Below are 20,754 nucleotides of genomic sequence, written 5' to 3'. Positions count from 1 at the left end.
CGCTCAAGCGATGGCCGATATTCCAAGGATCTCGCGGCCCACGATCAAGGTTTGAACTTCCGTCGTGCCCTCGGGGATCGTGCCGCCACGCGTGTCACGGAAGATGCGTTCGATGGGGTAGTCGGTTGCATAGCCTAAACCGCCGTGCACCTGCAGCGCCATGCTGGCCACCTCGTGCGCAGCCTCGGTGGCATAGAGCTTCGCGATAGAGCAGGCGGTACGTGCGTCTTTGTTGGAGTCGAGCGCGGCAGCAGCCCGCAACCCCAAGGCCCGTGCTGCCTCAACGCGTATGGTCATATCCACGATCAGCTTTTGAACCAGTTGGAAGCTGCCGATAGGTTTTCCAAACTGCGTGCGGGTGCGGGCGTAGTCGATCGAGAGATCAAGCGCCGACTGGGCCGCGCCAACCGCACCCATAGCGATGTTCACACGGGCGCTGTCCAGTCCCATGAGCATCTTCTTCATTGCGTTACCTTCCTCGCCGAGCAGGTTGCCGCGAGGAATCTTTACATTGTCGAAATTCAGTTCCGCTGTACCCGTGCTTCGCAAAACCATCGTGTCGACATTGCGCACTTCATAGGGAGACACATCGCGTTCAACCAGGAACGTGGAGAGCTGTCCTTCACAGTTGGGGCTGAAAGTTCGGGCGACCACGATACCGAAGTCGGCAAATGCTCCATTGGTGATCCAGAGCTTCCGGCCGTTGAGCACGTAGTGGTCTCCCTGCAAGTCCGCGCGAGTTTGAACCTGCGCGATGTTCGAACCCGTCCCCGGCTCGCTGATTGCATTGAAAACCCGCCGCTGTGACGCCATCAGGGGTTTCAAGAAGCGGTTGCGCTGTTCCTCATTGGCTTCGGCTGCCAACTTGTTGATGGCGGCATTGGTAATGTTCACCATCGTGCGCAACGACAGCCACGTGTAGCCAGCCTCTTCCATTAACATGGCCCAGGTCATCTGGTCCATATCCATACCGCCCAATGACTCGGGCAGCCGTCCGCCGATGTATCCGAATTGAGATAGCGATTCGAGAAGTGCGAAGGGGAACGTCTTGTCTTTGTCGTGCTGCGCGACTAAGGGCGCAACCTCGCTTTTCATGAAGCGGCGAACGCTGTCACGCAACATTCCTTGTTCGGAATTCATATCGGCATACATTGGTTTTGTCTCCTTGAGAGTGGTGCGGGAAGCCGCGCCTATGCGGTGGTGATGTCTTTGGGTCCGGCGCCACGCCGAGTGGGCGTCGCGCGAGGTGCGGGTGAGGCATTGCGGGGGCTAAACACCAAGGCTTGCACTTCCTGGAGCGCCTGCAGGCATGCATCACGGTTTTGACGCAAGCGATCCGTGGGGCCCGCAATGGAAAGGGCGAGCGGCTCGTCTCCAATGCAGCCCGCCACAGCTATTGCGGCCAAGCCGTCGAAACCTTCGTTCTCGACCCATATCCAGCCTTGTTGCCTCGCCTGCGCGACCTGGGCTTCGAGAGCCACCAAATCGGTGATCGAGCCGGCAGCGATCTGCTTGAGTGGTTTGAGGCGTAGTTGTCGCGCGGCCTCCTCGGGGGTACACAGGGACAACTGGGCCTTGCCAAGCGCGGACACGTGCAGGGCAATCTTGTTGCCAACGTTCCCGACATAGCGAAGCGGATGTGTTCCTTCCGCAAAGGCCAAGACACTCACTGCGCCGCCTTCCACCCGGCCGCACATACCCGTCTCGCCAGTCTTGTCGCGCAGGAGCTCACACGCCTCTGCTGCAACGGCATACAGAGAGTCTCCAGTGGCAATGCCCTTGGCAATGGTCAACAGCCGTGCGGTTGGATAGAAGCGCCTGGTGCGCGCTGTCCGCATCAAATAGCCCAGCTCATGCAGCGTGTGCAGCAGATCTGAGCAACTGCTTTCAGGGAGATCCATCAAGCGCGCCAGATCCGAGTTGGACAGCTCACGGCGTTCACGCGCAAAGACCTCAAGCAGAGCCATGGTTCGGGAGGCGGCAGGAACGATAGTTGGCATGTTTTCTCCGGTATTTCGTAGGGAACCACGAATTATAGTCATGAGTTCCACCACACAACCGAGGTAAATCTCCGAAGAAAGGTGCTCTGCAGTGTGATGACCATCTCATCTAACGATTGCATTTCTACGAAGGGTTGAAGTATTCTACGACCAGCCGCGATCGCGTAGCAAGAAATAAAGGAGACAAAGTTGCGCAGAACCCTCAAGAAACTGGTCGTTTTCTCAATGGCGGGGCTGGCGCTTGGCGTTGTCCAAGCTGCGGACGACGCCTGGCCCATCCGTCCGATCACTTTTGTCGTGCCCTTTCCCCCGGGCGGAATCACAGACAGCACATCACGCCAACTGGCCAAGCTGCTTGGCGCGCAACTTGGGCAGTCCGTTGTTGTGGACAACCGACCAGGAGCGGGGGGATCCATTGGCGTCGAGTCAGCTTCGCGTCAACCCGCAGATGGCTACACGATCATTTACGGCACCCAGGGCACGCACGGTGCCAACCTCGCGCTCTACAAGAACGTGCGATATGACCCCGTGGCTGATTTCGTCCCAGTGCACGCCATGTCTGAGACTCCTCTGATGCTGGTGATCTATCCAGGCAGACCCTTCAAGACGGTTCCCGAGTTGATCGCCTATGCCAAAGCTAATCCTGGCAAGCTCAATTTCGGGTCGGCCGGCCCGGGCACAGCGACCCACCTGACAGCGGAACTGTTTCAATCCGCCGCGGGGATCAAGATGACGCACGTGCCATACCGCGGCAGCACACCTGCGCTGACCGACCTGATGTCTGGGAGCCTGGACCTCATGTTCGACTACCCGGCAGTGGCCTTGCCCTTCATCCAGGCACATAAACTCAAGGCGCTTGCAGTTACCTCAAAGGCTCGTCTGGCCAGCGCGCCTGATGTACCTACGGTTGGTGAGCTTGGCCTTCCGAAAGCCGAGTCGACGGCTTGGGGCGCGGTTTTCGTGCCCGCCAAGACGCCACCGGACATCGTGAAGCGACTGGGCGATGAGATCGCCAAAGCGATCGTCAATCCTGAAATGCTCCAGAGCACCGAGAAATTTGGCAGCGTCCCACTTACGGGGCTGCGCGACGCCAAGCTGGCGGCCTTCGTCAAGTCCGAGATGACCCGGTGGCGCGCCGTCGTCCAGCAGTCCGGTGCCAAGCTCGATTGAGCCGAATCGCCTCTAGCTCCTCTCCTCTCCAAACTTTCCTACCCATGACCGAATCACAGACACCCTTGAAGCCGCTGCATCCGACGCTCTACGAACTTGCAGAGGATGGCCGCTCGCTAAATTTCTTCTTTGCTCAGTGCAGCGCATGCAATGAACTCAGTTTCCCTGCCAATGCACCAGGGTGCGTGCATTGCGGTGAACCTTTGAGTGATGCGCGCAAGCTCACCCTGCCAGGTGGTGGAGAGCTCCTGGAATTCGTCACGTTGCACGTTGCACTTGTGCCTGGCATGGCAGTGCCGAGCATCGCAGGCGATGTGCGCATTGCCAGAGGGATCATCGAGGAAGGCGTGATCGCTGTCCCGGACGAAAAGGTGCTCAAACCGGGTATGGCACTCAAAGCGGTTGCCGAGATCCGAGAGGTTGGGGGCATCTATGGCTGCCGTTTCGTTCCCGCTGACGCAGAGGTGGCGCAATGACCCAGAGCGCATATTCCGCAAACAACTGGCTCGAGGGCAATGGCGGCGTGTTTATCGCTGGCATCGGCTTGCACCCCTATCAGTTTCCCACGGAGACGCCTTACACGGCCCTGGGTCTCATCGCGGTGCGCGCCGCGCTCGCGGACGGCGGTGTGCAATGGAGTCGGGTTCAAAGCGCATATATAGGCACCACCTCGATTGGGATGGCCGCAGGCCGCGTGATGCTGCGTCACTTGGGCTCAACCGGATTGAGTGTCACGCAGGTGGAGAATGCTTCCGCGTCCGGCTCGTTCGCTTTCCGCCAAGCCTGCATGGAGGTTGCGACTGGCATGAGCGACGTAGTCCTCGCGGTGGGTGTGGACAAACATGGCGATGGGCGTCGCGCAGCGAACAAAGATGGCCTGGAGAGATTGAGCGATACCGCCACCATCCCGGCAGTCAAGTTCGCGATGATGGCGCGGACATACCTGCGCGAGCGTGGAGCAACCATCGAAGATATGGCCAACGTGGCCGTGAAGAACCACGCGAACGCTTCCCGAAACCCCTTCGCACAGTTCCGTAAGCCACGGACGCTGGAACAAGTGCTGACATCGCCGCGCGTCGTGGGGGACCTTACGGTGCAGCAGTGTTGCCCCCGTGGAGAGGGGGCGGCCGCACTTGTCGTCGTATCTGGCAATGCGATCAAGAAGTTGGGCCTTGACCCGCGACGCTGTGTGCAGGTTCGCGCTTCGGTGGCCGGCAGCGAGCGCGATGAAAGGCAATATGGCGACGCCGCAGTGGAGCTTGTCCGCATCAGTGCTCAGTCTGCACTCGGGCAAGCCGGCATCGCGCCAAAGGAGCTGGATCTCCTTGAACTGCACGACGCATTCTCCGTCGAGGAACTTCTCTACAGCGAAGCCGTTGGAGTCTGCGAGCCTGGCGAAGGAGCCCGCTTCCTCGCTCGTGGCGACTCGCAGATTGGTGGGCGATGTGCCATCAACGCGTCGGGGGGGCTTATCGGGATGGGTCATCCGCTCGGACCTACCGGTATTGGCCAGTTGGCCGAGATTACTCGCCAACTGCGCGGTGAAGCTGATGGCCGGCAGCAACCCAATGCGCGCTGGGGCATGGCCCACATGATCGGCCTGGGCTCTGTTTCAGTCGCTCACGTGCTCTCGGCATCTATTTGAGCAACCGAAAATCCCGCAAGGACTTCCCAATGACTTCCAAAGACACCCATGAGTTGGGCACGTTGCTCTACGAAGTACGTGACCAAGTTGCCGTCATTACTATCAACCGGCCTGACAGGATGAACACGCTAGGCGGCACGATGAAGCCTGACCTTGCCCGTGCATTCTTTGAACTTGCGAGGAATGATGACCATGTCCGAGCGGTGCTCATCACCGGAAGCGGTGATCGTGCCTTCTGTGCTGGCGCGGACATCAAGGAGCGTGCCACCGATGCGGTTCGCGGCACTGAACACTTCGTTCGCCAGAAATCCACCCACGAGTTGTTTCGTAGCATTGAAGAGTTTGAAAAACCCGTCGTCGCGGCAATCAACGGCGTTGCACTCGGAGGTGGACTGGAGATCGCCTTGTGCTGCGACATCCGGATCGCATCAACCAACGCTCGCTTCGGTCTTCCAGAAGTCAAGCTGGGTGTCATCCCTGCGGCAGGAGGTACTCAGCGGCTTCCACGGCTTATTGGCGAAGCCCGCGCCAAGGAGCTGATCCTCACCGCCGACCTTGTGGATGCTGAGACCGCTCAGCGCTATGGACTTGTCAGCCGCGTGGTGGATCTTGCCGATCTGATGCCGACGGCGATGGAATTGAGTCAGCGCATCGCGCGACACCCCCCGCTTGCCGTTCGATTTGCAAAGCGGGCCATCAACCGCGGCATGCAGACAGACCTTGACTCCGGACTCGAGTACGAGCGCTATGCCTCAGCAATGATCGTGGATAGCGAGGACCGCGTCGAAGGCATGCGGGCGTTTTTAGAAAAGCGCGAACCCCAGTTCAACGGGCGCTAGGCCTATAACAACAAGCACTGAAAGGAATCACACATGCAACTCGGATTGAATGGACAGATAGCACTCGTCACTGGCGGTGGTCAGGGGGTGGGCCGCCAAATTTGCCTTGAACTGGCTGCAGAAGGCGCTCACGTCGTCGTAAATGACCTTTTCGCAGACCGTGCCAATGCGGTCGTCTCCGAAATCAACGCTACCGGAGGCAAGGCGTACGCAGCACCCGCAGATATCACCAAGCAAGAGGAGGTTGAAGCCATGGTCGCGAGCGCGACCAGCTACTTCGGAGCGCCGGTCACCGTGCTGGTGAACAACGCCGGGATCATCCCCGAGCGACGGGAGAAGGGTGGCCGCACGCCTGCATTCGTAGATATGCCGGTGGCCGACTGGGCAAAGATCGTGAATCTGAATGTCTACGGCACCATGCACTGCTGCCACGCGGTCTTGCCCGGGATGGTCCAGCGCAAGACGGGACGCATTGTGAACATTATCTCGGAGGCCGGTCGTATCGGCGAGGCGAACATGGCGGTTTACTCGGGCGCAAAGGCCGCAATCGCCGGATTCGCCAAGGCGCTTGCTCGTGAGCATGGGCGCCACGCGATTACCGTGAACTCGGTGGCCCTCGGGGCGGTGTCCCATGAGGGCATTAAGGACGGGCCGTTGAACGTCAATGCCACTGTAGAGAACAACGAGCTTCTTGGAAAGATGCTCAACGCTTACCCCATTTCCAAGGGCGTGGGCCGCCTCTCCCGCCCGACCGATGTGTCGGGGCTTGTGGCCTTCCTGGCGTCCGACAAGGCACTGTTCATCACAGGGCAGACCATCGGCGCCTCGGGCGGCTTCACGATGATCTGATGAGTCGCGGGGGGGGGCGCCGGTGAATCGACGCGGCGCTCCGCGCACGCAGTGTCAACTCACTGCGCAGCCATCTATCAAGGAGACATGCTCATGATCAATCGCCGCACGTTTTCAGCGTCCATCGGTGCCATGGCGCTTTCGCCTTCGGTCTTTTCTCAGGCTGGCTACCCGCAGCGAGCTATTACCCTCGTCGTGCCATTCTCTGCCGGAAGCTTTGTGGACGCACAATCCCGCGTGATCGCGCGGGTGTTGAGTGAGAACCTTGGCCAACCCATCATCATTGACAACAGGGTGGGCGTGAGCGGCTCCATAGGCGCCGAGTTCGTGGCGCGTGCTGCGGCCGATGGCTACACACTCTTGATTGGCACACAGGGTACCCAAGGAACCAATAGCGCCCTCTACAAGACCATCCGCTATGACCCGGTCAAAGATTTCGTTGCTATCCACGGACTGACCGGGAACGCCAACGTACTGATCTCTAATCCGAGTCGAAAGTTCAGTACCGTCGCCGACGTGGTCGAATTCGGCAAGCAACAGCCCGGCAAGCTCAATTTCGGTTCCGGCGGAAATGGCACTTCGGGCCACCTCTGTCTGGCATTGCTTCAAACACGAACCGGGGCACGCTTCACGCACATTCCTTACAAGTCCAGCGCAGCCGCGTTGGTCGACCTGATCGCGGGGAATGTGGACGTGATGTTCGATTTCGTCCAAACGTCGAGGGCACACATTCGAGACGGAAAGATCAGCGCGCTCGCTGTCACCAGCTCCAATCGCATTCCGGTGCTGCCCACCGTGCCGACCATGGCCGAAGCGGGATTTTCCGGCGTGGAGGCATTGAGCTGGGGAGGCCTCTTTGCGCCGGCCAATACGCCCCCTGCCATAGTCAAACGTCTGTCAGACGCGGTGAGTCGGGTCATGAACTCGCCAGACGTCAAATCCTCGCTTGACGCGGTTGGCAGTTTCAGAATTGGGATGCCACACGAGGAGTTTCAGTCGTACGTTGCGACCGAGGCGGTCAAGTGGGCAGACGTGATCCGCAAATCCGGAGCAAGCCTCTGATGACAACCCCAAGAGTAGCCGTGGTTACCGGAGCAGGGTCTGGCATTGGCCGTGAACTGGCGCTCGCCTGCGCGCGGGAAAAAATGGCGGTGGTGATTTCGGATATAGAAACCACCGCTCTTGCGCAAACTCGGGCAATGCTAGACGCCTTGGGTGCCCCATGCCTGGCCCAGTGTTGCGATGTGTCGAATGCCGAGGATGTTGAACGACTCGCCCAAGCGAGTTGGGATAAGTGGGGCGGGGTAGATTGGCTTTTCAACAATGCTGGCGTGGCGGTCCTTGGGAATGCCTGGGATGCTACTGGGGCTGACTGGCAATGGGTTCTTGGCGTGAATCTCATGGGAGTTGTGAATGGCGTGCGCAGCTTTGTTCCTCGCATGCTGTCAAGGGGCGCTTCTGCTCATGTCGTCAATACCTCCTCTGCAGCAGGTCTGGCAACGCTTGCCGGGTCCGCCGTGTATTGTGCAACAAAGCATGCGGTAGTTGGCTTTTCCGAATGCTTGGCCAAAGACCTCGAACAAGCAGCTGCCCCCATCCGCGTATCTGTATTGTGTCCGGCACTGTTGCCCAGTGGGATCCACAAATCCCAACGGAACCGGCCAGCTTCACTTGCAGGTTCAGGACCGACTGCATCCGCCTATGAAGAGCGAGTTCGTGCGGGCATGGCCGCCTCGACGATCCATGCGGCCGACGTCGCTCGAATGACAGTGGAGGCAATTCACGCGCGCCGCTTCTACGTCATTCCCCACCATCAGACAGGCGCTTCGGTAGAGCGTCGCACTCAACAGATCCTCGACGATTTTCAGCAGATCCATCAGGAGAACATTCAGTGACTACAGCCAACTCTCGCGGACTAGCTGCGCTCCAAGATCAAGTCCAAGCCCTTGCTGCCCGGGTCGAGCACCTCGACAATATCGAAGCAATCCGTGCCCTGCGTGCGCGTTATCACGAGTTGGTCAATGAAGACGCAGGCAATCGGCTACATGAACTTTTTGCGCCTGACGCCTCGGTTGCCTATGGGGGGCGTGCTGAGGTACGGGGGCGAGACAACATCCGGTCCTTCTTCGCGTCGTTTCCTATTCAGTGGGCGCGGCAGTTCATCCACAACCATGTTGTCCACGTGAACGGCAATCACGGCACTGGCTCAAGCTATCTGGATGGCCGACCGGTGCGAGATGGAAAGAGCTACTACGTGGTGGGGCGCTTTGATGATGAATACATCAAGATCGACGGGGAGTGGCTCTTCCGGCGCGTTACGTTGAGTGTGCACTACATGATCGAAGCAGCGGAACGCTGGGATCACCTGCTCCCACTCAACAAGATCTGACCTGGAGATGGAGCTGGCATGAACCTGTCAATGATGTTTGACATGAGCGGCAAGCGGGTTTTTATCACAGGCGCCGCAAGCGGTATCGGATTGGCAATCTCCGAGGCCATGTTGGAAGCCGGTGCAGAGGTGGTCATGTCCGATCACGATACTGAGCGTCTGGATGCGGAGATTCGATGTCTAAGGAGCCGCTATCCCGGGGTGGAGAGTCGGGTCCTCGACGTGAGTGATGTCGCTGCAGTGGACGACGTCATGGATTCGGTGGCAGTTGATGGGCGTATTGATTGCGTATTCGCCAACGCTGGCATTAGCGCCGGACGAGGCTTCGCCGTCGAAGCGGGACAGCTGACAAATGTGGATCAAGCGTCCTGGGATAGAGTGCTTAGGGTGAATCTTGATGGGGTATTGGCTACGATGCGCGCCGCTGCTCGCCACATGAAGCCGCGCGGGCGCGGCAGAATCATCGTCACGTCGTCGATTGCCGGGCTGCGCTCCGAATCTCTTTCCGGCTATGCGTACGTTGCGTCCAAGGCAGCCGTCAACAATATCGTGCGCCAGGCGGCAGTGGAGTTGGCCCCCTTCAACGTGCTCGTCAACGCGATGGCTCCAGGTCCCTTTGCGACCGGTATCAACGGTGGACGGCTGCTCCTGCCGGAAAGCGCGGAACGTATGCGCACGCATATTCCTCTGGGCAGAATTGCTGAGCCACAGGAGATTAAAGGCATTGCGCTGCTGCTTGCGTCGTCGGCTTCCAGCTATATGACGGGCTCCATCATTCCTGTTGACGGTGGAGCGAGCGCCCGTTGAATCGTCCATCCACAACTATTCAGACAATGAACCAATGATCATCGTTACAGGCCACGCGATCGCACGAGAAGGCTATCAAGAAGCAATGCAGAAACTTGCCGTAGAACACGTTGAGCGTTCTCGCGCCGAGCCTGGATGCATCTCCCACGAGGTTAGCCGCGATGTTCGGCATTCACGGCGTTTTGTGTTCATCGAGCGCTGGTCAGGCATGGCCGCGCTGCAGCAACATTTTCGGCTGGATGCTTCTCGACAGTTTGCTCACTCGATGGCCCAACTCTCCGAAGGGAGCCCGAAGATGGACATATACCAGGCCGAAGCCATCCGCTTAAGCTTAGAGCCAATCTGATAATTCAAGGATGGGCGATTCTGCGTAGCATCAGCCCGCCCATTGCGATATTGACGGTTTTGTCGCAGTAAGAAAGATCGGCCGGCAAGAAGCAGGCAGGGGAGTGATGCCGGCTAATGTTGCGAGGGAATAGAATTGCTGTGCAGCGGACGCAGCGGCCCCACCGGGACACTGCCATGCCGGTGCCGACCCGCCCTACATCGGCTTCGTACGCGAGCCGTATCCCGCGGATTCCCGCACTATCCCTCCTTAGCTCGCTGGGGCTTGCAATCGCTCTTCAGAACTTCCCTTCATATCCGCTACTCTGCTCAGGCTTCTCGCCTTTTCGAGCCACACGGACACTCCGCTGTGCGAGTGAAGCTGAACCGTTCTACCAGGTGGAAATTGGTGGATGTAACTGTGCTAAATCGCATGTAGTCTCGAACCAACGGCACGTTTGGTAGCGATCCGCAGTTGGCCGCGCGCTTGGTGCAAGCCTATGTCAGTGGCATGCAAAACGGCAGCCAGGGCATGGGCCGCGAGAGCGTGGTCTCGGTGGTCAAACACTGGGTAGGATATGGCGCGACGATGCCCGACGGTTTCGATGCGCATAATTACTACGGCCGACACTTGGCCGTGACGTCGGCTGACATCGAGAATCACATCCTGCCGTTCACCGGCGCCTTTGCTGCTCAGGTAGGCGGCGTGATGCCATCCTACGGACAGCCGCTGGAACATCTCAGGATCCGGGGCAGTGCGGAGCCGATTGAACGTGTAGGAGTGGGCTTCAACAAACAGATGCTCACCGAGGTGTTGCGTGGCCGCTTCAAGTTCGATGGTGTGATCGTGTCCGACTGGCAGATCATGGATGACTGTACTCATGGATGACTGTACTGCGGTGTGCCAGTACGGCGCCAAGCCGGGTCAGAAGCCCGCCCCTATCGATATGGCCATGCCCTGGGGGGTGGAGCATCTGAGCAAGCCTGAGCGCTTCGCCAAGGCGGCGCAAGCGGGGGTGAACCAGTTCGGTGGTTCCAAGGAGCCCGAGATCATCGTTGGGTTAGTGAAAGCGGGCCGGTTGAGCATGGTTGTAGTCGATGAGTCGGCGCAGCGCATTCTGGAGCAGAAGTTCCAGCAGGGCCTTTTCGAGAATCCGTATGTTGATGTGGCTGACGCTATCCGCGTCGTGGGTAACCCGGCCTTTAAAGACATGGCTCTGAGCGCGCAGCGCCGCTCAGTGGTGCTGATCAAGAACGACCAGCAAACGCTTCCGCTGCGGGCCACCAAGGCTCGCAAGGTCTATCTGTATCAGGTAGATGCCGACGTGGCCCGCCAGCGTGGCTTTACGGTGGTACAGCGTCCTGAGGATGCAGATGTGGCCATCATGGCTCTTTCCACGCCGTTTGAAGTCCTGCACCCGAATTACTTCTTTGGCGCGCGTTATCGCGAAGGTGACACCGGCTTCAAAGATGGGGATCCGGCATTTGAGGAGTTCAAGCGCGTCAGCGCCAAAGTGCCGACTGTGGTCTCGCTGTACCTGGAGCGGCCGACTGACCTGAGTGGTATCGCTGGCCCAGCCGTCTCGATTGTCGGCAATTTTGGCTTAGGCTTCGATGCCTTATTCGATGTACTAACCGGCGAGCAGGCACCTAGCGCCAAGCTGCCCTATGACTTGCCGTGGACCAATCGGGGCAGTATGACCGTCGCCAGTCCGGTGGCCTACCGCCACGGCCAGGGTTTGGCCTATTGAGGCATTAGGCGTGCTTGTGCGCCTGTCATCCAAGGAGTTTTCGATGCACACTAAGTATTCAACACGTCTGCTCGCCGCGCTTCTTGCCCTGGCCGGCAGCGCGTCGCTCGCGCAGGGCGCATCCTTCGGGCCGGAGCAATTTACGCCCACACGGGCTACCCGCCATGCTTCCTTCTATGTTGGCGGAGATTATGTGGGTGAGGCGGGCAAGGAGTTGATGGCCGGGCAGATGTACGTGCAAGCCTGGGCGCCTTCCAAGGTCAGGCACAAGTATCCGCTGGTGCTATTCCATGGCCTGGGTCAAACCGCCACCAACTGGATGGGCACGCCCGATGGACGCAAGGGCTGGGCCGACTACTTCGTAGACCAAGGATATGTGGTCTATATGGTCGACCAGCCCAGCCGCGGTCGCTCGCCCTGGCTGCCGGATACTGGCGGCAAGCTGCGCACCAGCGACTTGACGCTGGTGCAAAAACTGTTCACGGCTTCGGAGCAATACAAAGCGTGGCCGCAGGCGGAAAAGCACACCCAGTGGCCCGGCGAAGGCCCCACGCCGGGACAGCGTGGCGACCCGCTGTTCGACGCCTTCTACGCCGGCATCGTGCCCTCCCTGGCCGACAACAAACAGAGCGAGCAACTGGTGCAGAAGGCCGCCTCGGCGCTGCTCGACAAGATCGGCCCGGCCGTGTTGCTGGTGCACTCACAGGCGGGCCCGTTTGGTTGGTCGATAGCCGACGCACGGCCGCAGTTGGTGAAAGGCATCGTGGCGGTCGAACCTTCCGGCCCACCGTTCCAGAACGCTGCCCAGGCCACTCGCGAACTGGCTTGGGGGCTGACCAATATCCCGGTGCGCTACGCGCCGGCGGTCAACGACCCGGCCGAGATCGAGATTGAGCAGCAGGCCCAAGCTGATGGCAATGGCTTGCTCAAATGCTGGCGGCAGCGCGAGCCGGCTCGCAAGCTGGCCAATCTGCAACATATTCCCGTGCTGGTAGTCACCGGCGAGGCCTCATACCACGCCCCTTATGACCACTGCACGGCTGCCTTCCTGACCCAGGCGGGTGTGCCCGCTACCTTCTGGCGCCTCGAGCAGCAGGGGGTCCGGGGCAACGGCCACCTGATGATGCAGGAGAAGAACAGCCTTGACATTGCCGAACGCCTGAACGGCTGGATCACGCGTAGCGTGAAGTAATGGCGCGCCGCGGCAACTGAGGGCAGGCGACGGGCAAGGTTCGCGCGCCAGCCCCCTCAACCTTGGAGTACATCGATATGGAGTACATCGACATCATGAAACGCACCCTTGCTTTACTTAGCTTGCCCATGCTTTGCGGATGGATGGCAGCCGGCCATGCGGCCACGCAGCCCCAACCCTTGCCCACTGAGCGTGTGGGAGTCAACGGTAAAGAACTCGCGGCGCTCAAGCTACCCACTGACTTCAACGTCAGCAAAGGCCGTGCCCTGCGGATGCGCGAAGTGACGATCGCACCTGGCGGCATCCTGCCGATGCATAGCCACGCTGACCGGCCCTCGGTGTCGTATGTGCTCAAGGGCACATTGACGGAATACCTTGAGGGCGAAGCGGAGGGAAAGCAGATCGTCGCCGGGCAGTCATACGCTACTCAGGGCGCCGGGATGCATGCTCTGCAAAACAAGGGTGATGTGCCTGCAGTGTTCCTGGAGGTGGACTTGCCCTGAGCCCGCATCGCGGCGGCAGCTTGTCACCAGGCCGAGGTCCGAAGGGGCGTCGGCATTCGCTTCCTACGAACCGTAAGGGCGGCGGCGAGCCGGCTACAGCATCGCCGAGTTCCAGTTTCACGCAAGAATCCGGGAAAGTGACTTGGAAAGCAGAGTGCACGACAAAGCATGAGATGGTGGCCGCGACATCTTATGGTTGGTGGCCTTACTCAGCACCCGCTGCGGTGCGCGGGGTACGTACTATCACCTAATGCTGCTCTGCGTCATTTCTTTTGCTACAATTAGGGAAAACCCGATGAGGGTTATCCCTGAAAGGAAGAAAGCCATGAACACCCAATCCGACATCAAGATGACCGACCAACTCGAGCGCGAACTGATCGAACGCGAACTTGGTCCCCGCAGCCCGGCCTTCGTCGACGACGTGAAGAGCGCCATCGCCGCTGTGCAATCCGTGCTGGGCCGCCTCCAGAACCAGGCTCGCAAGGCAAAGATCGTTTTCGCGAACGGCTGATTGAGCCGCGCACCGACATCAAGAATCAAGAGTGAATGCTGCCGTAGTGCGTCGTAGTTAACTGTTGTTTGTTGTTGATGTATGTAGTCTTGGTTTGACGGCTCTAATGCTGCCCGTCGCGGCGATGCGCTAACGCATCTGTCCTGGCGTGGGCGGCAGATACCATGTCAAACCGGCGCGGATCTCTTTCGCGCGGCAAAACCGGCCAACGCGTCGCTCCGAGGAGTGCAGCGCCTTTTGGCCGGTTTTTTTATGGGTGCTAGCACCGTTGTGCACCTTTGTGAGATCGCCTCACAAGCCTTGCGAGTCATTTTCCTTTTGCGGGTGCACCGGATCGCGCTATCTTGAAGGCCCCCTGTGCTTTCTCCCGATCTTCCCGTGCCCACCATCTCCCCCCGCTTGCTGCTTTGCCTGCTGATTACCTACTTGGTATGGGGCACGACTTATCTCGCCATCCGTTTCACCCTGGAGAGCTTTCCGCCGTTCCTGATGATGGGCTCGCGTTTTCTCTGCGCCGGCTTGTTGCTGGCGCTGTGGCTGCGCTATCGCGGCGCCGCCATGCCGACCTTGCGCCAGCTGCGCAATTGCGGGGTGCTGGCCGGTTTCCTGCTGGTTGGCGGAATGGGGCTGACGGCGGTGGCGGAGCAGACCATCTCGTCCGGGGCGACTACCGTGATGATTGGTGCGATGCCGATCTTCGGCTTGTTCTGGGGAATTTGCTTTGGCGCGCGGCCGCGATGGTACGAAGTGCTGGCCATTGCGCTGGGCAGCGCGGGCATCCTGGTGCTGACCGGCGGCGCGGAGTTTCGCGCGAGTGCCACGGGCGTCATGGCTTTGCTGGTGGCTATCGCCAGTTGGTCGTTCGGTTCGCAGATCGCCAGGCGCCTGGATTTGCCGCAGGGTGCAGTGGCGTTTGCCGCGGAGATGCTACTGGGCGGGGCGATCTTGCTCGTCCTGTCCGTTGCGTTCGGCGAGCCCTGGCCGCGGACGGTCAGCAGCCAGGCGTGGTGGGCGTGGGTCTACCTGGTGGTGGCTGGGTCGCTGGTGGCGTTTTCCGCCTATATGTACCTGGTGGCAAACGTCTCGCCGACGGTTTCGTCAAGCTATGTCTACGTGAACCCGCCGGTGGCGCTGGCGGTGGGCGCGTGGCTGGGCAGCGAGCAGATTGCGCCGCAGACGCTCGGTGCCGTGGCGTTGATCCTGGGAGCGCTGGTGGTGCTTAGCCTGGGGACGTGGCGCGGGGCACGGGCGATGGCGGCGACCTGAGCGAGCATTGTGAAGATTGCCGCCCGCATGCCAGAACTCAGGATTCAGGACTCAGGCCTCGGACTGATCCTCGATCCACATCGATAGCCGCGCCTTGTACGCCTGCTGGATGTGCCGGCGCGTGATTTGCTCGGCCAGCGCGGGGTCGCGTTGCTCCAGGGCTTCCACCAGTGCAATGTGCTCTTCGTAGGAGACCCGGGCGCGTCCCGGCAGCGCCAGCGTGGTGCGGCCCAGCAGCGCCATCGACTCGTGCAGCGAGCGCAAGGTCTTGAGCAGGTAGCGGTTGTGCGCGCAGCGGTGCAGCGTTTCGTGGAAGAGCCGGTTGTTGGCGGCAAGCTTGTCGGGCTGGTCGGCGATGGCCAGGTCGCGCTGGACGATGTCGCGCAGCAGCGAGATTTCCACATCGGTAGCGTGGCGCGCGGCGAGCGCGGCGGCGGTGCCTTCCAGCACCTCGCGCATGACATAGAGCTCGCTCACCATGCTGGCGTCGAGCTGGGTCACCATCATGCCCCGGTTAGGCTCGTTGACGACCAGGCCTTCGGATTCCAGCCGCGATAGCGCTTCGCGCACCGGCGTGCGCGACAGCCCGAGCGAGGCGGCTAGTTCCACTTCGCGCAGGCGGGTGCCGGAGGGCAGCTGCCCGGCCTGGATCGCGTTACGCAGGTGCTGGTACGCCCGCTCGGCACGGGGCAGCGAGGCGTCGGGGCCGGTGCCGGCCGCGCCGGCTGGATCTGCGGAAATCATTAGGCGGGTGGGATCCCGTGGTGATTGTTCGTTGTTGTGCATTGTTGTGCGTTGCTCTGCGTCGCACATGATACCCGCTCCAGGCTCGGCAACATCACGCCTGCGCTATGTCGGTTACCGGCCGCGCGGGCGGCAATCGAGGTGGCGTCTGCTGCCTGCCGGGCATCCGGTTCAGGGCAGCGGCAGATTGAGGTTGTGTTCGGTCTTTGTGGAATATAGTATGTGATATATCAAAACATGCACCCACAAAAGCACCGGGAGACGACATCATGAAAGTGTGTATCTATGGCGCCGGCGCCATCGGCGGCTATCTCGGCGTCCAGCTGGCATTGGCGGGCGCCGAAGTCAGCCTGGTCGCACGTGGCCCCCACCTGGCCGCCATGCGCGCCAACGGCTTGCGGCTGCTGAGCGAGGGCGAGGAGAGGGTGGCCAAGGTCAATTGCACCGACGACCCGGCCACGCTGGGGCCGCAGGACTATGTCTTCATCACCCTGAAAGCGCATTCCGTGCCGGGCGTGGTGGACCTGATGCAGCCGTTGCTTGGTCCGAGGACGGCGGTGGTGACGGGTGTCAACGGCATCCCTTACTGGTACTTCCATCAGCACGGCGGCCCGCTCGCGGGCACCAGGCTGGAAAGCGTCGACCCCGGCGGGCGCCAGTGGCGCGGCCTGGGGCCGGAGCGGGCGATCGGCTGTGTGCTCTATCCCGCCGCCGAGATCGCCGCGCCCGGCGTGATCCGCCATGTCTACGGCAAGAAATTCCCGCTGGGCGAGCCCGACGGCAGCAAGTCGGCGCGCGTGAGCCACTTGAGCGAAATGATGGTGGCCGGCGGCCTGGAGGCGCCCATCCGCGACAATATCCGCGACGAGATCTGGCTCAAGCTGTGGGGCAACCTGTGCTTCAACCCGATCAGCGCGCTCACGCATGCCACGCTGGATATCATCACTGCCGATCCGGCCACCCGTGGACTATCGCGCGCAATGATGCTGGAAGCGCAAGCGATCGCGGAACGGTTTGGCGTGCGCTTCCGGGTCGATGTGGAGCGCCGCATCGACGGCGCCGGCGCGGTTGGGGCACACAAGACTTCCATGTTGCAGGACCTGGAGGCAGGGCGGGCCATGGAGATCGACCCCTTGCTGACGGTGGTGCAGGAAATGGGCCGATTGGTGGAGCAACCCACGCCGATGGTGGACGCGGTGCTGGGCCTGATCAAGCAGCGTGAACGGATGGCGCAGGCGGCTTGAGTGCGGGTGCCGGGCCGGCCGGGAGGAAATGGTGGCGCCGGCCGGTTTCGGCGGCGCACCATGTGATATACCATATACGCAAAACCGCCACCCTGGCAGCCGATTTATATCAATTGTGCATTTTCCTATGCATTCAGCTCATGCAATGGCTGCTTTTGGTAAGCTAGGCGGGAAGCCGCAGGCGACTGTCCCGTCCGCCGCGGCGCTGGTTTCAACAAGAGCCCATTCATGTCTGCGCAAACTCAATCCGCGGTCCAGCCTGCTGCACTGACCCTGTCCCTACAACCCATCAACGCCGGTGCCAGCCTGCGCGACCAGGCGTACGCCATGCTGCGCCAGGCCATTGCCGACGCCGACATCTATCAGTCGACCGAGGAAATCCGGCTGGATGAGCGAGTCCTGAGCGAGGCGCTGGGCGTGAGCCGCACCCCGATCCGCGAGGCCATGACGCTGCTGGAGCAGGAAGGGTTCCTGCGCACGGTGCCGCGCCGCGGCATCTATATCATGCGCAAGACCAAGCGCGAAATCGTCGAGATGATCCAGGTCTGGGCCGCGCTCGAGAGCATGGCCGCGCGCCTGGCCACGCTGAACGCCAGCGACCAGGAGATCGCGCAACTGCGCCATATGTTCGACAGCTTCCGCGATGCCACGCCGGCCGAGCATATCGAGGAATACTCCGACGCGAACATCGCCTTCCACCAGGCGATCGTGCAGTTGTCGAAGTCGCAGATCATCATGGATTCGATCAAGAACATCTTTATCCATGTGCGCGCCATCCGGAAGATGACGATCTCGCAAAGCGATCGCGCTTCGCGCTCCATCGTCGATCACCTGCGCATCATCGAGGCGCTGGAAAAACGCGACACTGAACTGGCCGAGAAGCTGGTGCGCCAGCATTCGCTGGATCTGGCGGATTATGTCGAGAAGAACTGCGACTTCCTGGATTGAAGGCTGAAACTTGAGGCGCCTGCCTCTGGCAATCAAGAACGGCGGACATTGCCCGCCGTTCTCGTTCTTGATCCGGCAGCCACCCGCTACACTCCCATCGCCTCCACCATCGTCTCGCCCAGCTCAGCCGGCGAGCGCGCGATGCGGATCCCGGCGGCGCGCATGGCGTCGATCTTGGCTTCGGCCGTACCCATGCCGCCCGAGACGATCGCGCCAGCATGTCCCATGCGCCGTCCCGGCGGGGCAGTCGTGCCGGCAATAAAGCCCACCACGGGTTTGACGCGCCCGCCGCTGCGCGCGTCCTGCAGGAACTGCGCCGCTTCTTCTTCCGCCGAGCCGCCGATCTCGCCGATCATGATGATGCCTTCTGTGTCGTCATCGGCCAGGAACATCTCCAGGCAGTCGATGAAGCTGGTGCCATTGACCGGATCGCCGCCAATGCCGATGCAGGTGCTTTGCCCTAGCCCCGCGGCGGTGGTTTGCGCCACGGCCTCATAGGTGAGGGTGCCGGAGCGGGACACCACGCCGATCTTGCCGGGGCGGTGGATATGGCCTGGCATGATGCCGATCTTGCACTGGCCCGGCGTGATCACGCCCGGGCAGTTGGGCCCGACCAGGCGGCTGCGCGAACCGCAGAGCGCGCGCTTGACCCGCACCATGTCGATCACCGGGATGCCTTCGGTAATGCACACGATCAGGCCGACGCCGGCATCCACGGCTTCCAGGATGGCATCGGCGGCGAAGGGTGGCGGCACGTAGATGACCGAGGCGTCGGCGCCGGTGCACGCGACCGCCGCGGCCACGGTGTCGAACACCGGCAGCCCGAGATGCGACTCGCCACCCTTGCCGGGCGTCACGCCGCCGACCATGCACGTGCCATAGGCCAACGCTTGCTCGGAGTGAAAGGTGCCTTGCGCGCCGGTAAAGCCCTGGCAGATCACCTTGGTGTCTTGATGGACCAGTACGGCCATGTCAATGCCCTCCCTGTACTTGGACGTGACCTTGCGCGGCCTTCACAGCCTTGACCACTTTTTCGGCGGCGTCGGCAAGATGATCGGCCGACAGGATCGGCAGGCCCGAGTCGCGCAGGATGGCCTTGCCGAGTTCCACATTGGTGCCTTCAAGCCGGACCACCAGCGGCACCGTGAGGTCGATCTCGCGCGCGGCGGCCACCACGCCCTCGGCGATCACGTCGCAGCGCATGATGCCGCCGAAGATGTTCACCAGGATGCCTTTGACCTTGGGGTCGTCCAGGATCAGGCGGAAGGCCGCTGTCACGCGCTCCTTGGTGGCGCCGCCACCCACGTCGAGGAAGTTGGCCGGCTCGCCGCCGTAGAGCTGGATGATGTCCATGGTGGCCATCGCCAGCCCGGCACCATTGACCATGCAGCCGATGCTGCCGTCGAGCTTGACGTAGTTCAGCCCGTGGCGGGCGGCTGCCGCTTCGGCGGGATCTTCCTCGGTCTCGTCGCGCAGGGATTCGATATCCGGATGGCGGTACAGCGCGTTGTCGTCAAAATTGAACTTGGCGTCGAGCGCGATCACGTCGCCCGCGCGCGTGACGACCAGCGGGTTGATTTCCACGACCGAGGCGTCCAGTTCGGTAAAGGCGCGATAGGCGGACAAGATGAAGCGCGAGGCCGCGCTCACCTGCTTGCCGGCGAGCCCCAGCCCAAAGGCCAGGCGGCGCGCATGGAAGGGCTGGATGCCGCTGGCCGGGTCGATCGCAACCTTCAGGATCTTCTCCGGCGTGCGGGCCGCCACTTCCTCGATCTCCATGCCGCCTTCGGTCGAGGCCATCAGCGTGATGCGGGAGGTGGCGCGGTCGATCAGCATGCCCAGGTAAAGCTCGCGGGCAATCTCGCAGCCTTCTTCCACATATAGGCGCCTTACCTCGCGCCCGGCCTCTCCGGTCTGCTTGGTGACGAGGACTTTGCCGAGCATCTGCCCGGCCTGCGCACGCACTGCGTCGATGGATTTCACCACGCGTACGCCGCCCTTGCCGTCGGGGTCGCCGGCAAAGCGGCCGGCGCCGCGGCCGCCGGCATGGATCTGGGACTTCACCACCCAGGTAGATCCGCCGATCTTGCGCGCCGCGCTGGCGGCTTCGTCGGGGGTAAAGGCGACCGCGCCGCGTGGCACCGCCACGTCGAAGCGCCTAAGCAATTCCTTGGCCTGATATTCGTGAATGTTCACAGTCTCCTCGCTCTTGGTAATGCGCGTGCCGGCTATCCGCCAAACCGGATGGTCCGGCAAGACGCGCTGTAAAATATGGTATGTAATATATCAACGATAAACAAGGCCATTTTCCCCGCAGTGGCAGTACGAAGCGGTGAGCAGATCCAACCCGTGAGGCATCGGAATGAATGTGCGCGGACTCAGAAATTTCGCTTATGCATCGTCTTTCTTGGGCTGAATTGCTGCATCGCGTCGTTGAAACACCGCTTCCAAGACCGAAATATTCCTTGAGCTTCGTTGATATATCACATACCGTATGTCATCAAGATCCCGCGAAAAGGATCGATAGCATCGCAGGGCCAGGTGACAAGCAGTGCAGGCATCGGCCAGGCAG

General features: G+C 61.1%; 22 protein-coding genes and 1 pseudogene. 18 read left to right on the top strand and 5 right to left on the bottom strand.

The genetic code is table 11. From position 1 onward, the window contains the following. Positions 1-3: 3 nt before the first annotated feature. Together A9975_RS21895 and A9975_RS21890 are read right to left on the bottom strand one after the other, a co-directional pair. Positions 4-1,152, bottom strand: coding sequence for an acyl-CoA dehydrogenase family protein (locus A9975_RS21895; protein ID WP_255503361.1), 1,149 nt, complete (start codon positions 1,150-1,152; stop codon positions 4-6). A gap of 38 nt (positions 1,153-1,190) precedes the next feature. Then, positions 1,191-2,000, bottom strand: a complete 810-nt coding sequence (locus tag A9975_RS21890; RefSeq protein ID WP_183034628.1) for an IclR family transcriptional regulator — start codon at positions 1,998-2,000, stop codon at positions 1,191-1,193. Positions 2,001-2,189: 189 nt separating this feature from the next. Between A9975_RS21890 and A9975_RS21885 the strand changes: the two genes are divergently transcribed. From A9975_RS21885 to yedA, 16 genes and pseudogenes are all read left to right on the top strand, one after another. Continuing rightward, positions 2,190-3,170 (top strand): tripartite tricarboxylate transporter substrate binding protein, encoded by a 981-nt coding sequence (locus A9975_RS21885; RefSeq protein ID WP_255503360.1) that lies wholly within the window; start codon positions 2,190-2,192, stop codon positions 3,168-3,170. Between the two features lie 44 nt (positions 3,171-3,214). Further along, on the top strand, positions 3,215-3,646 hold the full coding sequence (locus A9975_RS21880) for a hypothetical protein (protein WP_255503359.1): 432 nt from the start codon (positions 3,215-3,217) through the stop codon (positions 3,644-3,646). After that, a complete protein-coding gene (locus A9975_RS21875; RefSeq protein ID WP_183034627.1) occupies positions 3,643-4,815 on the top strand; it encodes a thiolase family protein in 1,173 nt (390 codons plus the stop codon). Before A9975_RS21880 ends, A9975_RS21875 begins: the two co-directional genes overlap by 4 nt. Positions 4,816-4,844: 29 nt before the next feature. Continuing rightward, positions 4,845-5,654 (top strand): enoyl-CoA hydratase/isomerase family protein, encoded by an 810-nt coding sequence (locus A9975_RS21870; RefSeq protein WP_183034626.1) that lies wholly within the window; start codon positions 4,845-4,847, stop codon positions 5,652-5,654. A 33-nt stretch (positions 5,655-5,687) separates the two neighbouring features. Then, entirely contained in the window at positions 5,688-6,503 is an 816-nt protein-coding gene (locus A9975_RS21865) for an SDR family NAD(P)-dependent oxidoreductase (protein ID WP_183034625.1), read from the top strand. A gap of 93 nt (positions 6,504-6,596) precedes the next feature. Beyond that, positions 6,597-7,565 carry a tripartite tricarboxylate transporter substrate binding protein gene (locus A9975_RS21860; protein WP_183034624.1) on the top strand — a complete coding sequence of 323 codons (969 nt, stop codon included), beginning with the start codon at positions 6,597-6,599 and terminating at the stop codon, positions 7,563-7,565. Continuing rightward, positions 7,565-8,398 carry an SDR family NAD(P)-dependent oxidoreductase gene (locus A9975_RS21855; protein ID WP_183034623.1) on the top strand — a complete coding sequence of 278 codons (834 nt, stop codon included), beginning with the start codon at positions 7,565-7,567 and terminating at the stop codon, positions 8,396-8,398. The genes A9975_RS21860 and A9975_RS21855 overlap by 1 nt, the downstream gene beginning before the upstream one ends. Further along, positions 8,395-8,892, top strand: a complete 498-nt coding sequence (locus A9975_RS21850) for a nuclear transport factor 2 family protein (protein ID WP_183034622.1) — start codon at positions 8,395-8,397, stop codon at positions 8,890-8,892. Before A9975_RS21855 ends, A9975_RS21850 begins: the two co-directional genes overlap by 4 nt. A gap of 18 nt (positions 8,893-8,910) precedes the next feature. Next, complete coding sequence (locus A9975_RS21845; protein ID WP_183034621.1) at positions 8,911-9,699, top strand: SDR family NAD(P)-dependent oxidoreductase; 789 nt, start codon at positions 8,911-8,913, stop codon at positions 9,697-9,699. Between the two features lie 34 nt (positions 9,700-9,733). Further along, entirely contained in the window at positions 9,734-10,045 is a 312-nt protein-coding gene (locus tag A9975_RS21840; RefSeq protein WP_183034620.1) for a putative quinol monooxygenase, read from the top strand. A gap of 432 nt (positions 10,046-10,477) precedes the next feature. Further along, positions 10,478-10,912: pseudogene (locus A9975_RS21835) on the top strand (glycoside hydrolase family 3 N-terminal domain-containing protein); the annotation flags it as partial. Continuing rightward, positions 10,905-11,774, top strand: a complete 870-nt coding sequence (locus A9975_RS21830; RefSeq protein WP_183034618.1) for a hypothetical protein — start codon at positions 10,905-10,907, stop codon at positions 11,772-11,774. The pseudogene A9975_RS21835 and the gene A9975_RS21830, both read left to right, overlap by 8 nt. A gap of 43 nt (positions 11,775-11,817) precedes the next feature. Beyond that, positions 11,818-12,966: an alpha/beta hydrolase gene (locus A9975_RS21825; RefSeq protein ID WP_183034617.1), complete on the top strand. Its 1,149-nt coding sequence runs from the start codon at positions 11,818-11,820 to the stop codon at positions 12,964-12,966. A gap of 77 nt (positions 12,967-13,043) precedes the next feature. Further along, positions 13,044-13,469, top strand: coding sequence for a cupin domain-containing protein (locus tag A9975_RS21820; RefSeq protein ID WP_255503358.1), 426 nt, complete (start codon positions 13,044-13,046; stop codon positions 13,467-13,469). Between the two features lie 325 nt (positions 13,470-13,794). Then, positions 13,795-13,980, top strand: coding sequence for a hypothetical protein (locus tag A9975_RS21815; protein WP_150986638.1), 186 nt, complete (start codon positions 13,795-13,797; stop codon positions 13,978-13,980). A 387-nt stretch (positions 13,981-14,367) separates the two neighbouring features. Continuing rightward, a complete protein-coding gene (gene yedA / locus A9975_RS21810) occupies positions 14,368-15,246 on the top strand; it encodes a drug/metabolite exporter YedA (RefSeq protein ID WP_183034670.1) in 879 nt (292 codons plus the stop codon). Positions 15,247-15,297: 51 nt separating this feature from the next. Here the strand turns inward: yedA and A9975_RS21805 are convergent, their stop codons facing one another. Beyond that, positions 15,298-15,990 carry a GntR family transcriptional regulator gene (locus tag A9975_RS21805; RefSeq protein WP_183034616.1) on the bottom strand — a complete coding sequence of 231 codons (693 nt, stop codon included), beginning with the start codon at positions 15,988-15,990 and terminating at the stop codon, positions 15,298-15,300. Between the two features lie 269 nt (positions 15,991-16,259). Between A9975_RS21805 and A9975_RS21800 the strand changes: the two genes are divergently transcribed. Next, positions 16,260-17,234, top strand: a complete 975-nt coding sequence (locus A9975_RS21800) for a 2-dehydropantoate 2-reductase (RefSeq protein ID WP_183034615.1) — start codon at positions 16,260-16,262, stop codon at positions 17,232-17,234. 228 nt (positions 17,235-17,462) lie between these two features. Then, on the top strand, positions 17,463-18,182 hold the full coding sequence (locus A9975_RS21795; protein ID WP_183034614.1) for a GntR family transcriptional regulator: 720 nt from the start codon (positions 17,463-17,465) through the stop codon (positions 18,180-18,182). Between the two features lie 86 nt (positions 18,183-18,268). Here the strand turns inward: A9975_RS21795 and sucD are convergent, their stop codons facing one another. Together sucD and sucC are read right to left on the bottom strand one after the other, a co-directional pair. Beyond that, complete coding sequence (gene sucD / locus A9975_RS21790) at positions 18,269-19,153, bottom strand: succinate--CoA ligase subunit alpha (RefSeq protein WP_183034613.1); 885 nt, start codon at positions 19,151-19,153, stop codon at positions 18,269-18,271. 1 nt (position 19,154) lies between these two features. Then, positions 19,155-20,378, bottom strand: coding sequence for an ADP-forming succinate--CoA ligase subunit beta (sucC, locus tag A9975_RS21785; RefSeq protein ID WP_183034612.1), 1,224 nt, complete (start codon positions 20,376-20,378; stop codon positions 19,155-19,157). Positions 20,379-20,754 lie beyond the last annotated feature (376 nt).

It is taken from the genome of Cupriavidus sp. UME77, assembly GCF_014170355.1.
In the GTDB taxonomy this organism is placed as follows: Bacteria; Pseudomonadota; Gammaproteobacteria; order Burkholderiales; family Burkholderiaceae; genus Cupriavidus; species Cupriavidus basilensis.
Note: the sequence above shows the minus strand (reverse complement) of the source record. Positions and strands in the feature narration are given on the sequence as shown.